The sequence below is a fragment of the Algoriphagus persicinus genome, assembly GCF_035156415.1.
In the GTDB taxonomy this organism is placed as follows: Bacteria; Bacteroidota; Bacteroidia; order Cytophagales; family Cyclobacteriaceae; genus Algoriphagus; species Algoriphagus persicinus.
This window is the reverse complement of the sequence record NZ_JAYEEY010000005.1, coordinates 139,028-156,777: the sequence shown is the minus strand read 5'-3', so window position 1 is coordinate 156,777 and position 17,750 is coordinate 139,028. Positions and strand designations below refer to the sequence as shown.

Here is a 17,750-nt window from a genome sequence, read left to right as displayed (position 1 = left end):
ATTAATCTAGTATAGCTGTACTTTCAATTAATATCACTCCTGCATTTCTCAATTCTTCCAAAGCCCTATCTCCGTCTTCAGGCGCAAGGTTCACGGCTCTTGTCGCATCTGTGATCAGGTAAGTTTTGAATCCCAAACTTACGGCATCCAATGCTGTGAATTTCACACAATAGTCCTGTGCCAGCCCCGTCACAAACACATTCATTATCCCTTCGTTTTGAAGAAAATCTCCAAGTCCCGTATCTTCTCTTCGCGCATTGTCAAAGAAACCTGAGTAGGAATCCACTTCCGGATTTTTGCCTTTTTGGAAAATTGCCTTCCACCTGATCGGATTCAACTCCTCATGAAACTCTGTCCCCTCTGATCCCTGCACACAGTGAAGTGGCCACAGGATTTGAGATAAACCACATAACTTTATGACCTCACCTGGACTTTTACCATCATGGTTTGAAGCGAAGCTTCCATGTTCCGCCGGGTGAAAATCTTGTGTAGCAACTATAAAATTGAATTTCTCCTGCAAAGCATTAATGACAGGAACTACCTCATCCCCATTAGTTACAGCCAAAGCTCCGCCAGGGAGAAAGTCATTTTGCACGTCTATTATCAGTAATGCACTATTTTTCAGATTCATTGCCATTGTCTATTTGTTTTGCTTTCAGTACCAATTCCATTCGCAAATGATGCAGATTTTCTTCTAGACCGATGGGATACAAATGGGGATTGACCAATCTCTTGTGCGTTTTATCCAGAGAGTTCAGCTGACTTTGCACTCTTTCTCTGATTTGCCCGATAGTAGGAAGTTTATAGCACAACTTACCTTGGGAAAAGATCGGCTTCAATAATATTTCTTCCTGATAAAAAGCCGGCATCAGCCGCTTTCTTCTGGTTGGATCATTTGGGGCAATTATCAGTGCTGCCTGTGGATTCAATTCTTGGGACTCAAGATAAATCATATCTGCAACAGCTTTCCCTTTAGAATAAAACCGTTTTACCGTGTGAAGTCCCGGAATATTAATTTTCACGGATTGCTGGGAAAGTTTGATTTTCGGAATCCAAGCACCCTTTTCATCTCGGATTGCAGATAGTTTATATACTCCGCCCAGCGCTGGCTGGTCAAAAGCTGTCACCAATTTAGTCCCAACTCCCCAAACATTGATAGATGCTTCCTGACCTTTCAACGAAGTAATGATATGCTCATCCAAATCATTCGAAGCGACTATTTTGGCATCTGGAAAACCTGCTGCATCTAACATCTCCCTTGCCACATTACTGAAATAGGCCAAATCTCCAGAGTCGATTCGGATACCAATCATTTCTTTGCCCTTGCTGCGCAAAGCATTTCCTACTTTAATGGCATTCTTAATTCCATTGACCGTATCATATGTATCCACTAGAAAAATAGATTGATCAGGAAAAGCATCAGCGTAGGCTTCGAAAGCTTCAATCTCTGTCTCAAAAGACATGATCCAACTATGTGCATGTGTACCCGAGACAGGAATTCCAAACAGCTTGCCCGCCATTACATTGCTCGTAGAAGCACATCCGCCAATATAGGCTGCTCTCGAAGCGGCTAATCCCCCATCAATTCCCTGAGCACGTCGTAGGCCGAACTCCAATACAGGCTCACCCTGAGCGGCCAAATTGATCCGAGCCGCCTTTGTAGCTATCAGGCTTTGGAAGTTGACTATATTCAAAAGTGGTGTTTCCAGTAATTGACATTGAATCAAGGGACCTTTCACCCGAACCAACGGGGTATTTGGAAATACTACAGTTCCTTCTTCCACTGCATCTATATCGCAGCTGAATTTCATTTTTCTGAGGTAGTCCAAAAAACCGCTTTCAAATACCAGCTTCTCATTCTTGTCTTTCATGGTAGCCAGATAACTCAGGTCTTCTTCACTAAACTTGAAGTTTTTACAGTAATCCACTACATAGTCTAAGCCGGCAGCGATAGTAAACCCACCCTGAAAAGGATGCTTGCGAAAGAAAAGATTGAACACAGCTTCCTGCTCCGCTTTTCCTGACTTCCAGTAAGCATAGGCCATAGTCAGCTGATAAAAATCTGTAAGAAGCGCCAGCGATCCTTGATATAAGTCTTTCGTAATTTTCATTTCCCGTAGTTAGCTTAATTCAAAAATAACCTGCTTTCGATTCCTGTCCAATTCATTTACGAAACTTGCTTCACTCGCATATTCAGTAGAATTCCCAGCAAAACAAGCCCCATTCCCACATAAACAAGAGCATTGAAAGATTCTCCGAAAAAGAAAAAACCAAATATCAATGCATAAACTATCCCTATGTAGGTAAGACTAGCCACCTTGGACACATTTGCATTTTGATAAGCTATCGTCAAGAAATACTGAGCTGTCTGCGTGCATATACCGATGAAAAGCAAGATCGCCCAATCCCAGCCTACAGGATTCACCCAGCCAAAAGCTGAGACAATCAGCGCAAAGGGCAAGGTCACGAGCGGGAAATAAAAAATGATGACCAATGGATGCTCGGTATTCTTAAGCTTGCGGATGACATTATAAGCCAAGCCGGAAAATATCGCTGAGATAATCCCTACAATTGCCCAAAAGGTATCCACTCGGGCATCAACCCCCTGAATTACGATCACGCCTATAAAAGATATGGCGAAAAATAGGAATTGGATAGGCTTTACTCTTTCTCTCAGTAGAAACACCCCGAAAATGGTAGTGAAGATGGGTGACAAATATTGTATCGTGACCGCGCTCGCCAACGGTATATTTTGAAGTGTATAGAAGAAGGAAATCAAACCAATAGATCCAACTACCCCACGGATAATCAGCCATTTCTTATTATTGCCAAAGACATTTACCTTTTGCTTTTTCAGAACCAAATAGCTAAAAATCAAGGAGAATACTGATCTAAAAACTATTATTTCTATAGCAGGAATATGTGGAATGTACTTAACTGAGACATTCATCAGAGCGAAAAATATTCCAGCCAAAAGCATGGACTGAACACTGTTAATCTTCAAAATAGTAGCTTTTCGGAGTGATGTTTTCTAAGGAATTTGAAAGGGCAATAGTTCAAAAATAGTTGTAAAATCTGAACAAATACCCGAACCATTCTAGGCTGCTTGGGTTGTACTGTCTATGGCTTTAAAAAAAGGGAGTACCGCACCGGAATTTACTTTAGGGTGCACTGGCATTCAAACGCTTAATACTACTAAGGATCTAGCAGGCAAGGCATTTGTGCTTTACATCTATCCAAAAGATTTTACTAAGGTATGTACCGCTGAAGCCTGTGAGTTCAGAGATCAGTTTGAAGCATTTCGAAATCTGGATATCCCAGTTTTTGGAATGAGTAAGGACGATTTAGAAACTCACAATAAATTTAAGAAAGAGCACAAATTACCTTTTGAATTGCTTTCTGATCCTACAGGTAAGGTCTGTAAATCCTATGACTCGCTGGTTCCTTTTATCAAAATGCCAAAGCGTATTACTTACCTCATTGATAAAGATCATAAGATCGCAGCGGTATTTTCGGATATGTTTGAGTCGAAAGGACATATAGAGGCGATGTTGAATAGTCTGCAGAAGTAAGCTTACTTTATGAAATTTCTCGCAACGGCGCGGCGGCGCAACGTATTTGAATCTCCCACAAGCGCAATGTCTTTAAAGCTCCCGCAAAGGCGCCAAGGCGCAACATTTAATAGCCTTTGAGGAGTCAGTTCGATGAAGGAACTGTCAATCCCGATTTTTCGGGAACTGAGAAATCTCTTTTCTCTTTTTCTCGAATCTCCCTTCCTAATCTAACTTCTTGAATCTAGCGTCTAAAATCTCACAAAATCAACCCATCCTGCATGACTACTTGTCGATCCGCCATGGCTGCCAATTCTTCGTTATGCGTGACAATGACGAAAGCCTGCCCCAGTTCTTTGCGTAGCGTGAAAAACAACTCATGAAGGCCCTTGGCATTTTGCGTGTCCAGGTTTCCACTAGGCTCATCTGCAAAGACAACTGCCGGGCTATTGATCAGTGCCCGGGCCACCGCGACTCTCTGTTGCTCTCCTCCTGAAAGTGTGGAAGGCTTGTGATCTAAGCGATGTGAGATCCCTAACAATTCTGCCAGTTCTCCAGATTTCCTTTGCAGTATTTCCGCAGAAGTCCGGCCGATCAATCCTGGAATCATGATATTTTCCTGAGCAGTGAATTCCGGCAACAGGTTATGAAATTGAAAAATGAAACCAATCCGTTCATTTCTGAATTTTGCCAACTCGTCCCCTTTTAGGCTGAGAAGCATTTTGCCATCCATCTCTAAAGTACCCTGATCAGGGTGATCCAGAGTTCCGAGAATATGAAGTAAAGTGCTTTTGCCAGCTCCGGAGGAACCGACTATGGAAACAATTTCTGAAGTTAAAATTTCTAGATCTACCCCTTTTAATACTTGTAGGCTTCCATAGGATTTATGGATTCCGTTGGCTTTCAGCATGCTAACATTTTTTATTCTTTCAAAAATAGGACAAATGCCTATCTCAATGGGGAAATAACGGCTTTTTTTAGTGCAAAAGGAAAAACCCGGGTTTGATTTATCGAGTCTTAGGGCTTAACTTCGAGCAAAAATTTCCAAAGGATGAAATCGAGCATGACTGAAAAGTCACAGGGGTAACACACCCAACCATGCGAGATTCCATGTGACATTTGAGAAAAAAATCATACACACATGAATATTCACGAATATCAGGCTAAAGAAGTATTAAAAAGTTACGGAGTCCGTATTCAGGAAGGTATAGTCGCCGACACACCTGAAGCAGCTCACGAAGCGGCAGTTAAGTTGAAGGAGCAAACCGGTACGAGCTGGTTTGTGATCAAAGCTCAGATTCACGCAGGTGGTCGTGGAAAAGGTAAAGTCAACGAAACTGGTTCAAACGGAGTCGTACTTGCCAAGAAATTGGAAGACGTATCCGAGAAAGCTAAAAATATCCTTGGAGGTACATTGGTAACTCACCAGACTGGTCCCGAAGGAAAAGTTGTAAATAAGGTCTTGATCGCCCAGGATGTGTATTATCCAGGTGCTGCTGAGCCAAAAGAATATTACCTGTCTATCCTGTTGGATAGAGCTACAGGAAGCAATGTAATCATGGCCTCTACCGAAGGTGGAATGGATATCGAGGAAGTTGCGGAAAACTCTCCTGAAAAAATCATGAAAGAGTGGATAGACCCTAAAGTAGGTCTTCAGCCTTTCCAAGCTAGAAAAGTAGCATTTGGATTAGGTCTTTCCGGTGCTGCACATAAAGAAATGGTGAAATTCATCACGGCACTTTACAATGCTTACGAAGGAACTGATTCTTCTCAATTTGAAATCAACCCGGTATTGAAAACGTCTGATGATAAGATCCTGGCAGTAGATGCTAAAGTGAATATCGATGACAATGCACTTTACAGACAAAAAGAATTGGCAGCATTGAGAGATGTGGCAGAGGAAGATCCATTGGAAGTACAAGCTGGCGAATCTGGCTTGAACTATGTGAAACTAGAAGGAAACGTAGGCTGCATGGTGAACGGTGCCGGTCTTGCGATGGCAACTATGGATATGATCAAATTGGTAGGTGGCGAACCTGCTAACTTCCTAGATGTAGGAGGAGGGGCAAATGCTACCACTGTAGAGGCTGGTTTCAGAATCATCCTTCAGGATCCTAATGTAAAGGCTATCTTGATCAACGTATTCGGTGGTATCGTAAGATGCGACAGAATCGCTAGCGGTGTGGTAGAAGCCTACAAAACTATAGGAGACATCAGAGTTCCTATCATCGTAAGATTACAAGGAACCAATGCTTCTGAAGGAGCAAAAATCATCGATGAATCAGGATTGAAAGTTTCCTCTGCTATTACGCTTAAAGAAGCTGCTGAAAAAGTACAGGCTGTACTCGAAGCATAAATCATAAAGTGTACTGATGAGCAATCATCGGTACATCATGCACTCGTAGTTCAACTGGATAGAATATCAGATTTCGGCTCTGAGGGTTGAGGGTTCGAATCCTTCCGAGTGCACAAAAGCCCTAGATTTCGGTCTAGGGCATACTATAATTAGATCCTTGAAAAGGAACAATTCAAGTGATAATCTCAGAAAAATCAAATACGGTATTGATTTAAAAGACTGAAAACCAATGGTTTAACAGTCTGATCGGCTAAAATCAACAACTTCATAAAAAAACCTGTAAAGAAATTCTTTATAGGTTTTTTTATGATCAATACCACCAAAATCTTCATAATTACCTGTAATTCCATTGCGTCAATCGTGTAGTTCACCTACTCGAAAAAAAAGACGCATTTGAAAGAACTTAGTCAATTGATTACCAACATGTTCAATAAGTGCACCTCTTGTGATTTAGAGCTTGTATTCCGACATTTATTTCACCTAACTAAACTAATCATGTTAGAAAAAAGCTTCGGATTATTCTTCTTTTTGAAACAATCCAAAAAAAATCAAAATGGCGAAAGGTATATCTACCTTCGAATCACTGTCGATAGAATATCCAAAGAACTCTCTACTAAGCGATTATGGAAGACTTCACGATGGAATGCGGCTGCCGGGAGAGCTGAGGGCAATAATCAGGACAGCAAAATCCTCAACTCTTATCTTGAAACAATATATTTTAAAGCCTTACAGGCTAAAAAGTACCTGATCGATACAGATAGAGAAGTATCTGCCGAAGCCATTAAAAACTTTTTATTAGGGATCGGCGAAAAGAAGATGATGATTATTGAAATTTTTCATGATCATAATAGTCAAGTAAAATCCCTGATTGGCAAAGAGTACACCCCCGCTACCTTGCAACGCTATCTTACAACTTTGAATCATACACTATGCTTTATCCGCAGGAAATATGATAAGGAAGATATGGATATACAGCTTTTGGATTACGATTTTATTTCCTCTTTCTCTTTCTGGTTAAAGACAGTCAAAAACTGTAACCATAATACTACAATGAAATATCTGACCAATTTCAAAAAGATCGTATTGATTTGCGTAAAAAATGGATGGTTAATCAGAAATCCATTTCTCCAATTTAAAATGGTAAAAAAGGAAGTAATCAGATCAATTCTGACAGTGGAAGAAATCCAAAAAATTTCTGAAAAAATCTTCGTAACAGACCGCCTGAATCATGTTCGTGATATTTTTCTCTTCAGTTGTTATACTGGCCTCGCATACATTGATGTTAAAAATTTGGGGAAAAATCAGATAGTTAATGGAATTGATGGAGAACTCTGGATACATACTCATCGCCAAAAAACGAATTCTCCCACTCGATTACCACTTCTCCCTAAAGCACTTCAACTGATCAATAAGTACAAAACACATGAGATGTGTATTAGTGGGAAGCATGTACTACCTGTACTAAGTAACCAGAAAATGAACTCCTATTTAAAGGAAATAGCAGATGTATGTGGCATCAATAAGCCCTTAACTTTTCATATTGCTCGTCATACTTTTGCTACGACCATTACATTAGGTAATGGAGTACCTATCGAAACAGTATCGAAAATGCTAGGGCACAAATCCATAACGCAAACTCAGCATTATGCAAAAATCCTGGATACAAAGATAAGTTTTGACATGAAGGCTCTAAGGGAAAAATTACAATGAAATCGAGACTACCTTCTTTTTTAACGAAGAGTCTCAAACTCGTAAATGAATCTTAAATTGAACAACAACAATGGAAAATCAAATCGAAATATATCAGGGAAGTGATGGACAGACTCAAATTGAGGTAAAATTTGAGGAGGAAACAGTTTGGCTAAGTCAAAAGCAAATGGCTGAGCTTTTCGGAAAGGATGTAAGAACAATAAATGAACATATCAAAACAATCTATAAAAGCCATGAATTGGAGAAGGTTCCAACTATCCGGAATTTCCGGATAGTTCAACTGGAGGGAAAAAGGAAAATTGAACGGAATATAGATCATTTCAATCTCGACATGATCATATCAGTTGGATATAGAGTAAATTCAAAAAATGGCACTCAATTCCGCCAATGGGCAACCCAACGACTCAAAGATTTCCTTGTTCAGGGCTATGCAATCAATGAAACTAGGCTTTCTCAGAAGCAACAAGAAGTCCAGACCCTGAAAGACGGAATCCGGATCCTAAGCCGTGCAATTGAACAAAAAGCACAAGATCAAAACTTGGACTGGCTCAATCATTTTGCAAAAGGTTTGGAATTGCTGGATGATTATGACCATGAAAACCTCGATAGAAAAGGATTAAATAAAAGACAAGCCAACTACCCAGAGCTATCCGACTATAAAAAGGTGATTATAGCAATGAGATCAGATTTTGAATCCGGCGTATTTGGGAAGGAAAAAGACGGAAGCTTTGAAAGTGCAGTTTCACAAATCAGTAAAGGTTTTGGTGAAGAGGACTTCTACCCTACTCTAGAGGAAAAAGCAGCTACGCTTCTATACCTGATTGTCAAAAATCACGGGTTCGTCGATGGCAACAAAAGGATTGCCGCAGCTTGCTTCCTTCTCTTTTTGCAGTCAAACGATCTGTTGCATAATCAGAAGGGAAACCCTATCATCAGCAATGATGCACTGGCCAGCTTAACCTTGTTCATTGCTTCCAGCAAACCAGAGGAAATGGAAACAGTAAAGAAATTGGTAATTAGTGTTCTTAATCGGAATTATTAATTTCTCTCAAGTCAGATATTACATTTGGGGTAGAGTCTTTCTGCCCCACCTTTTTTAATATGGAATTTATTTGAACAGCATAATCTTCAAACCTACCATTTAACTGAATTTTTCGAAGAATGAGTGTTTAAAAAAATAGTAGTTTTCTGAGACACTTACCTACAAAATACACTCCTTTTTCAGGAAAGGCCTAGGATTTATAAGTCCTTATTTCAGTTTTTAAGAATATAGCTGAAAATCTGAGCAGGTTAAAAGGAGTTTTCTTTTTCTTTACCATCATTTGATTTATAGGATAATTTAAATTCCTTTGTAGGAGGTGCGTACGTTCTCCAAGATAATAGCTCGTTTTCTATTCAGCATGTTCTGCTTGTTCATGCTGCACCAATTGGCACCCCATGCTCATCACCAGCATGAAATAGAAGTTCTCTCTGATCATCATGCTGACGACCATAAAGGAACTTCGCATGAGCATCATTCCGACGAGAAAAGTCCATTAGACTTTCTTTCCCTTCTTTTTGCGAACCATGCGCATTCTCAACAGCTAGTTGATCATTCCCCTACTCAGGTACAGTCTTCCGAAACTCACGTTGAAAAAAACAGAGAGCAGAAAACAATAGCTGCACTTTTTCACATACCACTTGATGAAGTAGGTCTCATCTTAAAACAATCTGTCCCTGAAGCTTTAGGGATGGATAACAATACCTACTTTGTTTCGATAGCCTTACGAGGCCCCCCACTTTAGGATAAATCAATCTTTGATGACTTATCAAAGTCAATGAAATAAGTTTTCATTGAGAATTATTGATTCATTCTAAATTCTACTTCATGTTAAAAAATAATGTACTCGCTTTTTGCGTGTGCTTATTTTCGTTTGTTGCTGTAGCTCAATCTCCCAGTACAATGGATGCTTTACAGCAAATCGAACAGAATAATGCCACACTTAAAGCTTTTTCTTCCTTTTTGGAAAGTAAAAAGCTATCGCAAAAAGCATCTAATAACCTCCCTGATCCACAGGCCGGTGCGTATTACCTGCCTTTTGGAGATCATGTAGCTGGTGACTATACAGAGTTTCAAATTACCCAGTCATTTGAATTCCCAACGGTATATAGCACTCGTGGTAATCTTATTGAGATGCAAGAAGCACAGAGTGTCATGGAATATCAGTTGAAACGGCAAGAGGTATTACTTCCAGCTGTCAAACTCTTGAATGAACTGATATTCTTAGCCAAAAAGGAGAAAGTTGAGCAAGTCAGAGTATTGCAGTCGAAGAAGTTATTTGATCAGACTAATGAGCTCTTTGAGCTAGAACAAGCCGGGATTCTGGAACTCAATAAGGCTAAAATCGCCTGGATTCAAGAACAGTTTAAGCTGGATATTTTGGATGCTGATCGAAAAAAGATCATGCTTCAACTTCAAAACCTGAATCGAGGAAAGGAGTTGGACTTTGCACCAAATGATTACTTTGGATCGCTGACTATTGATGATCCAGAAAGTTTATGGCTAGAAAAAATGCAGGTAGATCCTGAATTGAAAGTCCTTTTGGAGCAAGAGAAAGTCGCTCAGCAGCGAATCAAACTTTCTAAAAGTAAATCCCTTCCTAATCTAACTGCAGGGTATAACTACCAAGGAGTTTCCGGGGCTAACTACTCAGGCGTTTATGGTGGAGTTTCTATTCCCTTGTGGCGTAGCCGAAATACCGTCAAGGCCGCTGAGGCAAACTATGATTACCAAAAGTCTTTTACACAAGTCCAAACAGATGAGATGCGTACCGCTTTTCTGGGTGAATATGAAGTGTATCAGGCGATGCTAAATAAATATCAGGAATATCAGTCCACTCTTCAGTCCTTGGGCAGTGAAGCATTGTTGCTTCAGGCATTTGAATTGGGTGAGCTTTCTTTTATGCAGTATTACCTCGAATTGCAATTTTATCAGCAGGCAATCGATTCCATGTTGGAAATGGAAAAACAATTAAATCAAACCAAAGCTGAGCTATTAAAACATCAATTATAACATACAAAACTAAGAAAATATGAAAATCTCAAATATTCTATTCGCACTTCTATTGATCGTTTCTGTCTCATGTGGCAACAAAAAAACTGAGGACGATCACGGTCATGAACATACTACAGAAGAGGCCCAAGGTCATGCACATGAAGGAGAAGATGCCGATCATCATCAAGAAGAATTCAAGGTAGAAAAGGATTCTGCTGTACATACCCATGAAGATGGAGCTACTCACAGCGATCATTAATCTACTCAAAGGATATTGATTATGCGAAATGCAATTCTAATGATTACACTCATTCTTGCCTCATGTCAGGCAAAGGAAGAGGAGGATCATGCCCACGATGCAAATGGTGGGCATGTAGAAGAGTCAGCGGAAATCCCCACCCTGGATGCTACGGTATGGACGGATAAAACAGAGTTGTTTGTAGAATATCCAGCCTTGGTGGTAGGAGCTACGAGTCGATTTGCTGCTCACTTTACCATAATGGACAAGCATCAACCTGTCCGTGAGGGTACATTGACGGTAAGCCTAATCAAAGGTGAAACTGGAATTCGTAATACTGCTGAAGCCCCGGATTCTCCGGGTATTTTCAAGCCGACTTTGCAACCAAAGGAAGCAGGAAACTACCAGTTAGTATTTGAGCTCAAAACTCCTGCTGTAACAGATCGGATCATAATTGATCAGGTTACAGTTTATGCTACTGTGAAAGATGCGATAAAAGCATTAGGCACAGAGGAAGTTGATGACGGCTCCATTACTTTTCTGAAAGAGCAGGCTTGGAAGATAGATTTTCAAACTGCAAAAGTTGTAGAAAAGGAAATCTATGAGACTATCCCTACTTCAGGAAGATGGAAAGTATCTCCTTCGGATTATCAGACGCTTATCGCCACAACTAGTGGAAAAGTGAATTTCAACAGTAGTAATCTCAACGAAGGGATGAAAGTACAAAAAGGACAATTACTGATGTCTGTAAGCAGTTCCGGATTGACTTCAAATAATCTTTCAGCAGAAATAAGAAAAGCGAAAGCTGATTTTGATCAGGCAAGTCTAGAATATGAGCGAAAGAAGCAGCTGTTTGAATCCAAGATAGTTCCCAAGTCCGAATTTGAGCTGGTGGAGCAAAAGTACCTGGTTGCTAAGTCAACCTATGAGACTCTTAATGCTGGCTACACATCCAGTGGCAAGCAAATCGTTGCCCCATTTGAGGGCTATCTAAAATCCATTGCCGTGGATAATGGAGCATTTGTTTCTGAAGGCGCAAGTTTGGTGACCATTACCAGTCATAAAACCAGTCTCTTGGAAGTTCAGGTTAGCCCATCTTATGCAACTCAGCTTCAGAATATCCACGATATCTATTATGAAAATAGCCCTAATCATTGGTCAAGCCTGAAGACAACCCAAGGTAAAGTGTTATCTGTGGGTAAAGAAGTAGAAAGTGACCAACCCTTGCTATCGATATTTGCAGAAATCAACGATGTGGTGGAAATGCCTGAAGGCAGTTTCACTGAAGTACAAATAGCTTTTGGCTTGTCCAAATCGGCAGCAGTTATTCCTGAATCCGCATTGCTGGAAGACTACGGAAATTATTCTGTGATTGTAGAGCAGTCCGGAGAAAGCTTTGAAAGAAGAGCTGTCCGGATAGGCAGAAGAAATGGGGAAGAAGTAGAAATTTTAGATGGAGTGCAGGTTGGTGAAGTGGTCGTTACACGTGGTGCATATCAAGTGAAGATGGCTTCTATGTCAGGACAGGCAGCAGCGCATGGCCATGAACATTAATGTATCTAAGCTATGCTAAATAAAATCTTATCGATTTCACTTCACAATAGATTGTTAGTGCTTTTTGGTGCTGTTGTACTCAGTATTACAGGACTGTTTTTGGCACGAACGATGAATGTGGATGTGTTTCCTGATCTGACGGCACCGACTGTTACGATCTTGACAGAAGCACATGGGATGGAATCAGAAGAAGTGGAAAAACTGGTTACATACCAGTTGGAGACAGCAATGAACGGTTCTCCCAATGTCAGAAGAATTCGTTCTTCATCGGCTGCGGGGATATCGATTGTGTGGATAGAATTTGACTGGGGTACCGATATCTATCGTGCCCGGCAAATTGTGAGTGAGCGAATTCCTATGGTTCAGGAAAATTTACCTGATGGTGTAAGTACTCCCACGATGGCACCGATCTCATCTATTATGGGTGAAATCATGCTTTTGGGAGTTACCTCGGATAGTCTTTCTCCCATGGAATTACGTACTCTGGCAGATTGGACGATTCGCCCACGGATCAAATCCATTGGTGGAATTGCAAATGTGGTGGTGATCGGCGGTGACTTTAAGCAATATCAAGTTTTTGCCAATCCCGAAAAACTGAAATACTACGATGTTACGCTTGGAGAATTATTGGAAAAAGTAACTGAGTCCAATATAAATGCTCCCGGAGGTGTATTGAATGAATTTGGAAATCAATACATAATCAAGGGAAGTGGCAGAGCGTATGCAGTGGAAGATTTGCAAGAGGCAGTTTTGAAGCAGGTTAACGGACAATCCATTAAAATAAAAGATGTGGCCACCGTGCAGATCGGAGCAGCAGACAAAATCGGAGATGGATCTCTGAATGCATCGCCAGCTGTGATTCTGACTGTTTCTAAGCAACCTGATGTCAATACTTTGGAACTTACGGAAAGTCTCGATGAGGCTCTGGCAGATTTGCAGAACACGCTGCCAGCTGGTGTGGAAATCAAAAGTCAGATCTTCAGGCAGTCTGATTTCATCGAGGCTTCTATTTCGAATCTGAATCAAACTTTGCTTGAGGGAGCATTTTTCGTGGCACTTGTCCTGTTTATCTTCTTGATGAATTGGCGAACTACGGTAATCTCTTTAGTCGCAATTCCAATTTCGTTATTGGTATCCGTGATCGTTTTAAAGCTTTTGGGCTATACGATCAACACTATGAGTTTGGGAGGGATGGCTATTGCTATAGGCGCATTGGTCGATGACGCGATTATTGATGTGGAGAATGTTTTTAAGAGATTGAGAGAGAATGTTCGAAAGCCTATTGAAGAGCGTCAGTCAGTGCTTCAGGTAGTTCAGGATGCTTCAGTTGAGATCCGAAGTTCGATCATTATAGCTACCCTGATAATTATTGTTTCTTTTATTCCGCTCTTCTTTTTGAGTGGTATGGAAGGACGATTATTGCAGCCTTTGGGAATTGCTTTTATCACCTCAGTTTTGACTTCATTGATCGTAGCAGTGACGGTGACTCCTGTTCTCTGTTCCTATTTGCTGAAAAATGATAAGGTACTTGAAAAACAAGCGGAAGGAACCAAAGTAGAACGCTGGTTGCAAAAGCACTATTCGTCAATCTTGCGAAGAGCACTTGAAATTCCCAAATGGATTATCGGTTTGACTGCTGCTGCATTTATAGTGAGCTTAATCCTTTTCTCTCAACTGGGTCGCAGCTTTCTACCGGAGTTCAATGAAGGCTCTTTGGTGACCAGTGTCGTTGGTATTCCTGGAATGTCTTTGGAGGAAAGTAACAAAACCGGTCTTTTGGTAGAGCAGATACTCTTAGATATGCCTGAGGTAAATGTGGTTACCAGAAGAACAGGACGGGCTGAGTTGGATGAGCATGCCCAAGGCGTAAATGCGGCGGAAATTGACGTTCCGTTTGTACTTTCAGATAAAACCAAAGAAGAGTTTTTCGAAGAAGTGCGTACTAAACTGAGTTTGGTTCCCGGAGCAAGTATCACGCTTGGGCAGCCAATTGCTCACCGGATTGATCATATGCTTTCTGGTACCCGCGCTAATATTGCCATCAAAGTCTTTGGCTCTGATCTACAGCGGCTGTTTGAGGTTGGGAAGAATATCGAAACAAGCATCATGTCAATTGAGGGTATTGCCGATGTAGCAGTAGATCAGCAAGTTGAAGTTCCTCAACTGAGGATCACTCCGAATCGGCAATTACTGACAGCAAACGGAATGACAGTGTCTGATTTGATGGAGCAGGTTGATATTGCTTTTGCAGGCGAAAAGGCAGGTGAAATCTATGAAGGACAAAAGTACTTTGATCTAGTGGTTAGATTCAGGCCAGAATCCAGAAATACTAGAGCTAGTATTGACAAAGCTTTGATTTCCTTGCCTAATGGAGGTCAAATCCCCTTGAATCAGCTTGCAAGTATAGCGTCTGTAAGTAGTCCAAATACCATTAGCAGAGAAAATGTACAGCGGAAAATTGTGGTTGCTGCCAATGTGCAAGGCAGGGACCTTGGATCTGTTGTCAATGAGATCCAACAAATCATTGGAGATCAAATTCAGCTTCCAGAAGGATATCGTGTCGAGTATGACGGACAGTTTGAGAGTGAGGCCAAAGCTTCTCAGCTTCTGTTGATCACAGCAGGAATGGCAGTTTTGGTTATTTTCCTTTTGTTGTATTACGAGTTTCAGGATATCAAACTCTCCTTGGTGGTGCTGCTCAATTTACCTTTAGCACTGATTGGAGGTATCTTGATAGTCTATTTCACTTCGGGTGTTATCAGTATTGCAGCTACGATTGGCTTTATCAGCTTGTTTGGTATCGCGACCAGAAATGGAATCTTACTCGTGTCAAGGTATGAAGACTTGAGAAAAGAAGGGAAAGTCGGAGCTGAACTACTGCTTGAAGGTGCTATGGATCGTCTAAACCCAATCTTAATGACAGCATTTACGACAGGGCTCGCATTGATTCCTTTGGCATTAAAAGGAGCTGAGGCTGGAAATGAGATTCAGAGTCCTATGGCTATTGTTATTTTGGGAGGGTTGCTTACTGCCACCTTACTTAATCTATTTGTGATTCCGTGTGTGTATGAGTTGGTTTTGAAAAGAGAAGAAAAGTAATTAGATAAATAGAATAAATGCCCCGTTACTTTTGCTTCGGGGTATTTTTAGTTTAACAAAATTGTAATTAAGTGTTGAAATGATCAATTCAATATAAGTAGTTTTTACCCCCTTTATTGTCCACTTCTATTAAAGGGGATTAATAATAAATGTTTAAAAAAAGCCCCGTTCCAGTTAGCCCATAAATAATAAGACTTGAAAACTTTTTAACCACCCTTCCTTATCACCAAATGCTTCTGCCCCGGATCATTCAACAGCCTATCCATTTCAGAAAGGATAATATCCCGCACATCCTGCTTAATCTGAAGATAATTTCTCTGTACGATAGTATTATCCAACTTGCGGATTTCAGGGATAGGGACATAGTTTTCCTGCTCCTTTTTCAGGGCATTATGGTCGTTGATAATCTCTGAATGAAATGCTTTCAGAGTCATTTTACAGTCTGGATTATCAGTTACCATACCGACAAATTCACCGGAAGAAAGGGAGGATATGGTGGAAGGAGGAACTGCGGATTCCAGCTGTTTTGATTTGCTGATTGAAGTGTCTGCACTATTAATGGAAAGGCTCTGCCTGTCCTGCATTATCTTCCCTATCCTATCCGATAATTGCTTTGCAGATTCCCCGCTCACCTGTCCTGAAACAATGTTCCCAACTATCCCCATGATCACATCGGCTAGCTCCCTTCCATAGTCTTTTCTTAACTGACTAAGATCCTGAACTCCCAAAGTGGTTGCCACTTTATTACTCCTAGCCGTAGCTATCAGACTGTCCATTCCATTTAAATAGATGGTCGGAAATTCATCGAATATCAGGCTGCTTTTTAGCTTTCCTTTCTGGTTCACCAGCTTAACCAGACGGTTTACATACAGGGAGAGTACCGCTCCATAAATCTGTATTTTCTGGGGATTGTTTCCCATACAAACCAACTTTGGCTCTTCAGGATTATTGATATCCAGCGTAAAATCATTACCGGAAAGCACATAGTATAACTGTGCAGAAGACAGCCTTGCCATAGATATTTTGGCAGATGCTATCTGTCCTTCCAGCTGCTCCATCACATCGTTCAGGTAGGCATTTACGAAAGGATTGATCAGCACATCAATATCCTTTTCGGTGCGCAATACGGTAAACAACTCATCGTATTCGACTTGCATCAATTCAATGACATGGGGTAAAGTACAGAACTCCCCACCGTTGTATTTTCGCAGAAACCAGATGATGGCAGTTAGAAAATTGATGGGTGATTCCACAAAAAAGTCCCCCTGTTTCTTGATCCACTCTCTGTTCAAACCCATCAATATAGTCCGTGCCGACTCAGCTGCATCGGTAATATCCACCATGGTTTCCGGTGCCAACGGGTTGCAGCGGTGACTTCGTGTAAGGTCATCAAAATTGATCACGTAGAACTCGGGAACCACTTTATACCTAGTCTTATTTTTTAACCAGGTATTGTAAACAATGGATGACAGATCATCGAATTTAAAGTCATACACAAACATGGAAAACCCTTTTTTGATGTGCTGGGTAATCACGTGACGGATAACAAAATAGCTCTTTCCCGATCCAGGTGTCCCCAATACCATCAGGCCACGAAAGGGATTGATGATATTGATCCAGCTGTTTCTGAGCCTTCCTTTTAAGTTATATTTTGCAGGTAAATTGATAGAAAATTCATTTTCTATCAACCTTTCTTCCTGCGGAAAAGTCTCATTTTCTGAGTTGAACACATCGCTATTGAGCTTGGCATGGATAATTCTTGAGAGCTTTGTTCCGCCTGAAAGGATAAGCAAAAAACCTAATGAAGTTACCGCCATATAGGCAGCTGAAATCCATTCCAACCAAGCGTTAAACTGTAGTACAACATAGCTCCCAAAGTAAATGACTAGACCTGCCGCCCCATACATACTAGCTGTCTTGGTGTTCATTTTCTCACTCTTTCTCCCCTTAACTCCCAGCAGGGAAATCCCCAACATCGCCAATGCTATCAACTTCGAAGTATGAAAATCCAGAAACAGACCCGTCCCATGAATTTCCCTCAGTACACTATCGGTCACATCCGATACCAACCCCCAATCCCTGAATGTTGCATAGCAGAAGAAATAAAAATGCAGCCCCAAAACCCCGATCCCCATCAACCGGGTCATATCCAAAATCTTGGGCAATCCCTGTTCGTTTTCGCCTGTCTGCATTCCCATCTTCCCTTGG

Annotated in this window: 14 protein-coding genes and 1 tRNA gene; 10 read left to right on the top strand and 5 right to left on the bottom strand. The window is 40.9% G+C overall.

Translation table 11 applies throughout. The annotated features are described in order from the left end of the window. Window position 1: 1 nt before the first annotated feature. The 3 genes from pncA to U3A58_RS05950 are packed head-to-tail and all read right to left on the bottom strand — an operon-like array spanning window position 2 to window position 2,980. Window positions 2-637: a bifunctional nicotinamidase/pyrazinamidase gene (gene pncA / locus U3A58_RS05960; protein ID WP_323822489.1), complete on the bottom strand. Its 636-nt coding sequence runs from the start codon at window positions 635-637 to the stop codon at window positions 2-4. Then, complete coding sequence (locus tag U3A58_RS05955; RefSeq protein ID WP_323822488.1) at window positions 615-2,111, bottom strand: nicotinate phosphoribosyltransferase; 1,497 nt, start codon at window positions 2,109-2,111, stop codon at window positions 615-617. Before U3A58_RS05955 ends, pncA begins: the two co-directional genes overlap by 23 nt. A 56-nt stretch (window positions 2,112-2,167) precedes the next feature. Next, a complete protein-coding gene (locus tag U3A58_RS05950; protein ID WP_323822530.1) occupies window positions 2,168-2,980 on the bottom strand; it encodes a DMT family transporter in 813 nt (270 codons plus the stop codon). 142 nt (window positions 2,981-3,122) lie between these two features. On the opposite strand from U3A58_RS05950, the gene U3A58_RS05945 reads away from it, so the two are divergent. After that, window positions 3,123-3,572: a peroxiredoxin gene (locus U3A58_RS05945; RefSeq protein WP_323822487.1), complete on the top strand. Its 450-nt coding sequence runs from the start codon at window positions 3,123-3,125 to the stop codon at window positions 3,570-3,572. A gap of 238 nt (window positions 3,573-3,810) precedes the next feature. Here the strand turns inward: U3A58_RS05945 and U3A58_RS05940 are convergent, their stop codons facing one another. Next, window positions 3,811-4,461 (bottom strand): ABC transporter ATP-binding protein, encoded by a 651-nt coding sequence (locus tag U3A58_RS05940; RefSeq protein ID WP_323822486.1) that lies wholly within the window; start codon window positions 4,459-4,461, stop codon window positions 3,811-3,813. Window positions 4,462-4,692: 231 nt separating this feature from the next. Here U3A58_RS05940 and sucC point away from each other — a divergent pair, with 231 nt between their 5' ends. The 9 genes from sucC to U3A58_RS05895 all read left to right on the top strand — a co-directional run bounded on the left by sucC (window position 4,693) and on the right by U3A58_RS05895 (window position 15,542). After that, the gene (gene sucC / locus U3A58_RS05935; protein WP_323822485.1) at window positions 4,693-5,907 is read left to right on the top strand and encodes an ADP-forming succinate--CoA ligase subunit beta; all 1,215 of its coding nucleotides are present in this window, start codon (window positions 4,693-4,695) and stop codon (window positions 5,905-5,907) included. 39 nt (window positions 5,908-5,946) lie between these two features. After that, a tRNA-Arg gene (locus U3A58_RS05930) sits at window positions 5,947-6,020 on the top strand. Between the two features lie 382 nt (window positions 6,021-6,402). Further along, complete coding sequence (locus U3A58_RS05925) at window positions 6,403-7,617, top strand: site-specific integrase (RefSeq protein ID WP_323822484.1); 1,215 nt, start codon at window positions 6,403-6,405, stop codon at window positions 7,615-7,617. A gap of 70 nt (window positions 7,618-7,687) precedes the next feature. Next, window positions 7,688-8,659, top strand: a complete 972-nt coding sequence (gene rhuM / locus U3A58_RS05920) for a RhuM family protein (RefSeq protein WP_323822483.1) — start codon at window positions 7,688-7,690, stop codon at window positions 8,657-8,659. Window positions 8,660-9,032: 373 nt separating this feature from the next. Then, window positions 9,033-9,401, top strand: a complete 369-nt coding sequence (locus tag U3A58_RS05915; RefSeq protein ID WP_323822482.1) for a hypothetical protein — start codon at window positions 9,033-9,035, stop codon at window positions 9,399-9,401. A gap of 83 nt (window positions 9,402-9,484) precedes the next feature. Next, on the top strand, window positions 9,485-10,669 hold the full coding sequence (locus U3A58_RS05910; protein WP_323822481.1) for a TolC family protein: 1,185 nt from the start codon (window positions 9,485-9,487) through the stop codon (window positions 10,667-10,669). Between the two features lie 19 nt (window positions 10,670-10,688). Then, window positions 10,689-10,910: a hypothetical protein gene (locus U3A58_RS05905; protein WP_323822480.1), complete on the top strand. Its 222-nt coding sequence runs from the start codon at window positions 10,689-10,691 to the stop codon at window positions 10,908-10,910. Between the two features lie 39 nt (window positions 10,911-10,949). Further along, on the top strand, window positions 10,950-12,443 hold the full coding sequence (locus U3A58_RS05900) for an efflux RND transporter periplasmic adaptor subunit (protein ID WP_323822479.1): 1,494 nt from the start codon (window positions 10,950-10,952) through the stop codon (window positions 12,441-12,443). A 12-nt stretch (window positions 12,444-12,455) separates the two neighbouring features. Continuing rightward, window positions 12,456-15,542: an efflux RND transporter permease subunit gene (locus tag U3A58_RS05895; protein ID WP_323822478.1), complete on the top strand. Its 3,087-nt coding sequence runs from the start codon at window positions 12,456-12,458 to the stop codon at window positions 15,540-15,542. 206 nt (window positions 15,543-15,748) lie between these two features. Here U3A58_RS05895 and mobC read toward each other — a convergent pair whose 3' ends face one another. After that, window positions 15,749-17,740, bottom strand: a complete 1,992-nt coding sequence (gene mobC / locus U3A58_RS05890) for a conjugal transfer protein MobC (protein ID WP_323822477.1) — start codon at window positions 17,738-17,740, stop codon at window positions 15,749-15,751. Between the last annotated feature and the right edge of the window lie 10 nt (window positions 17,741-17,750).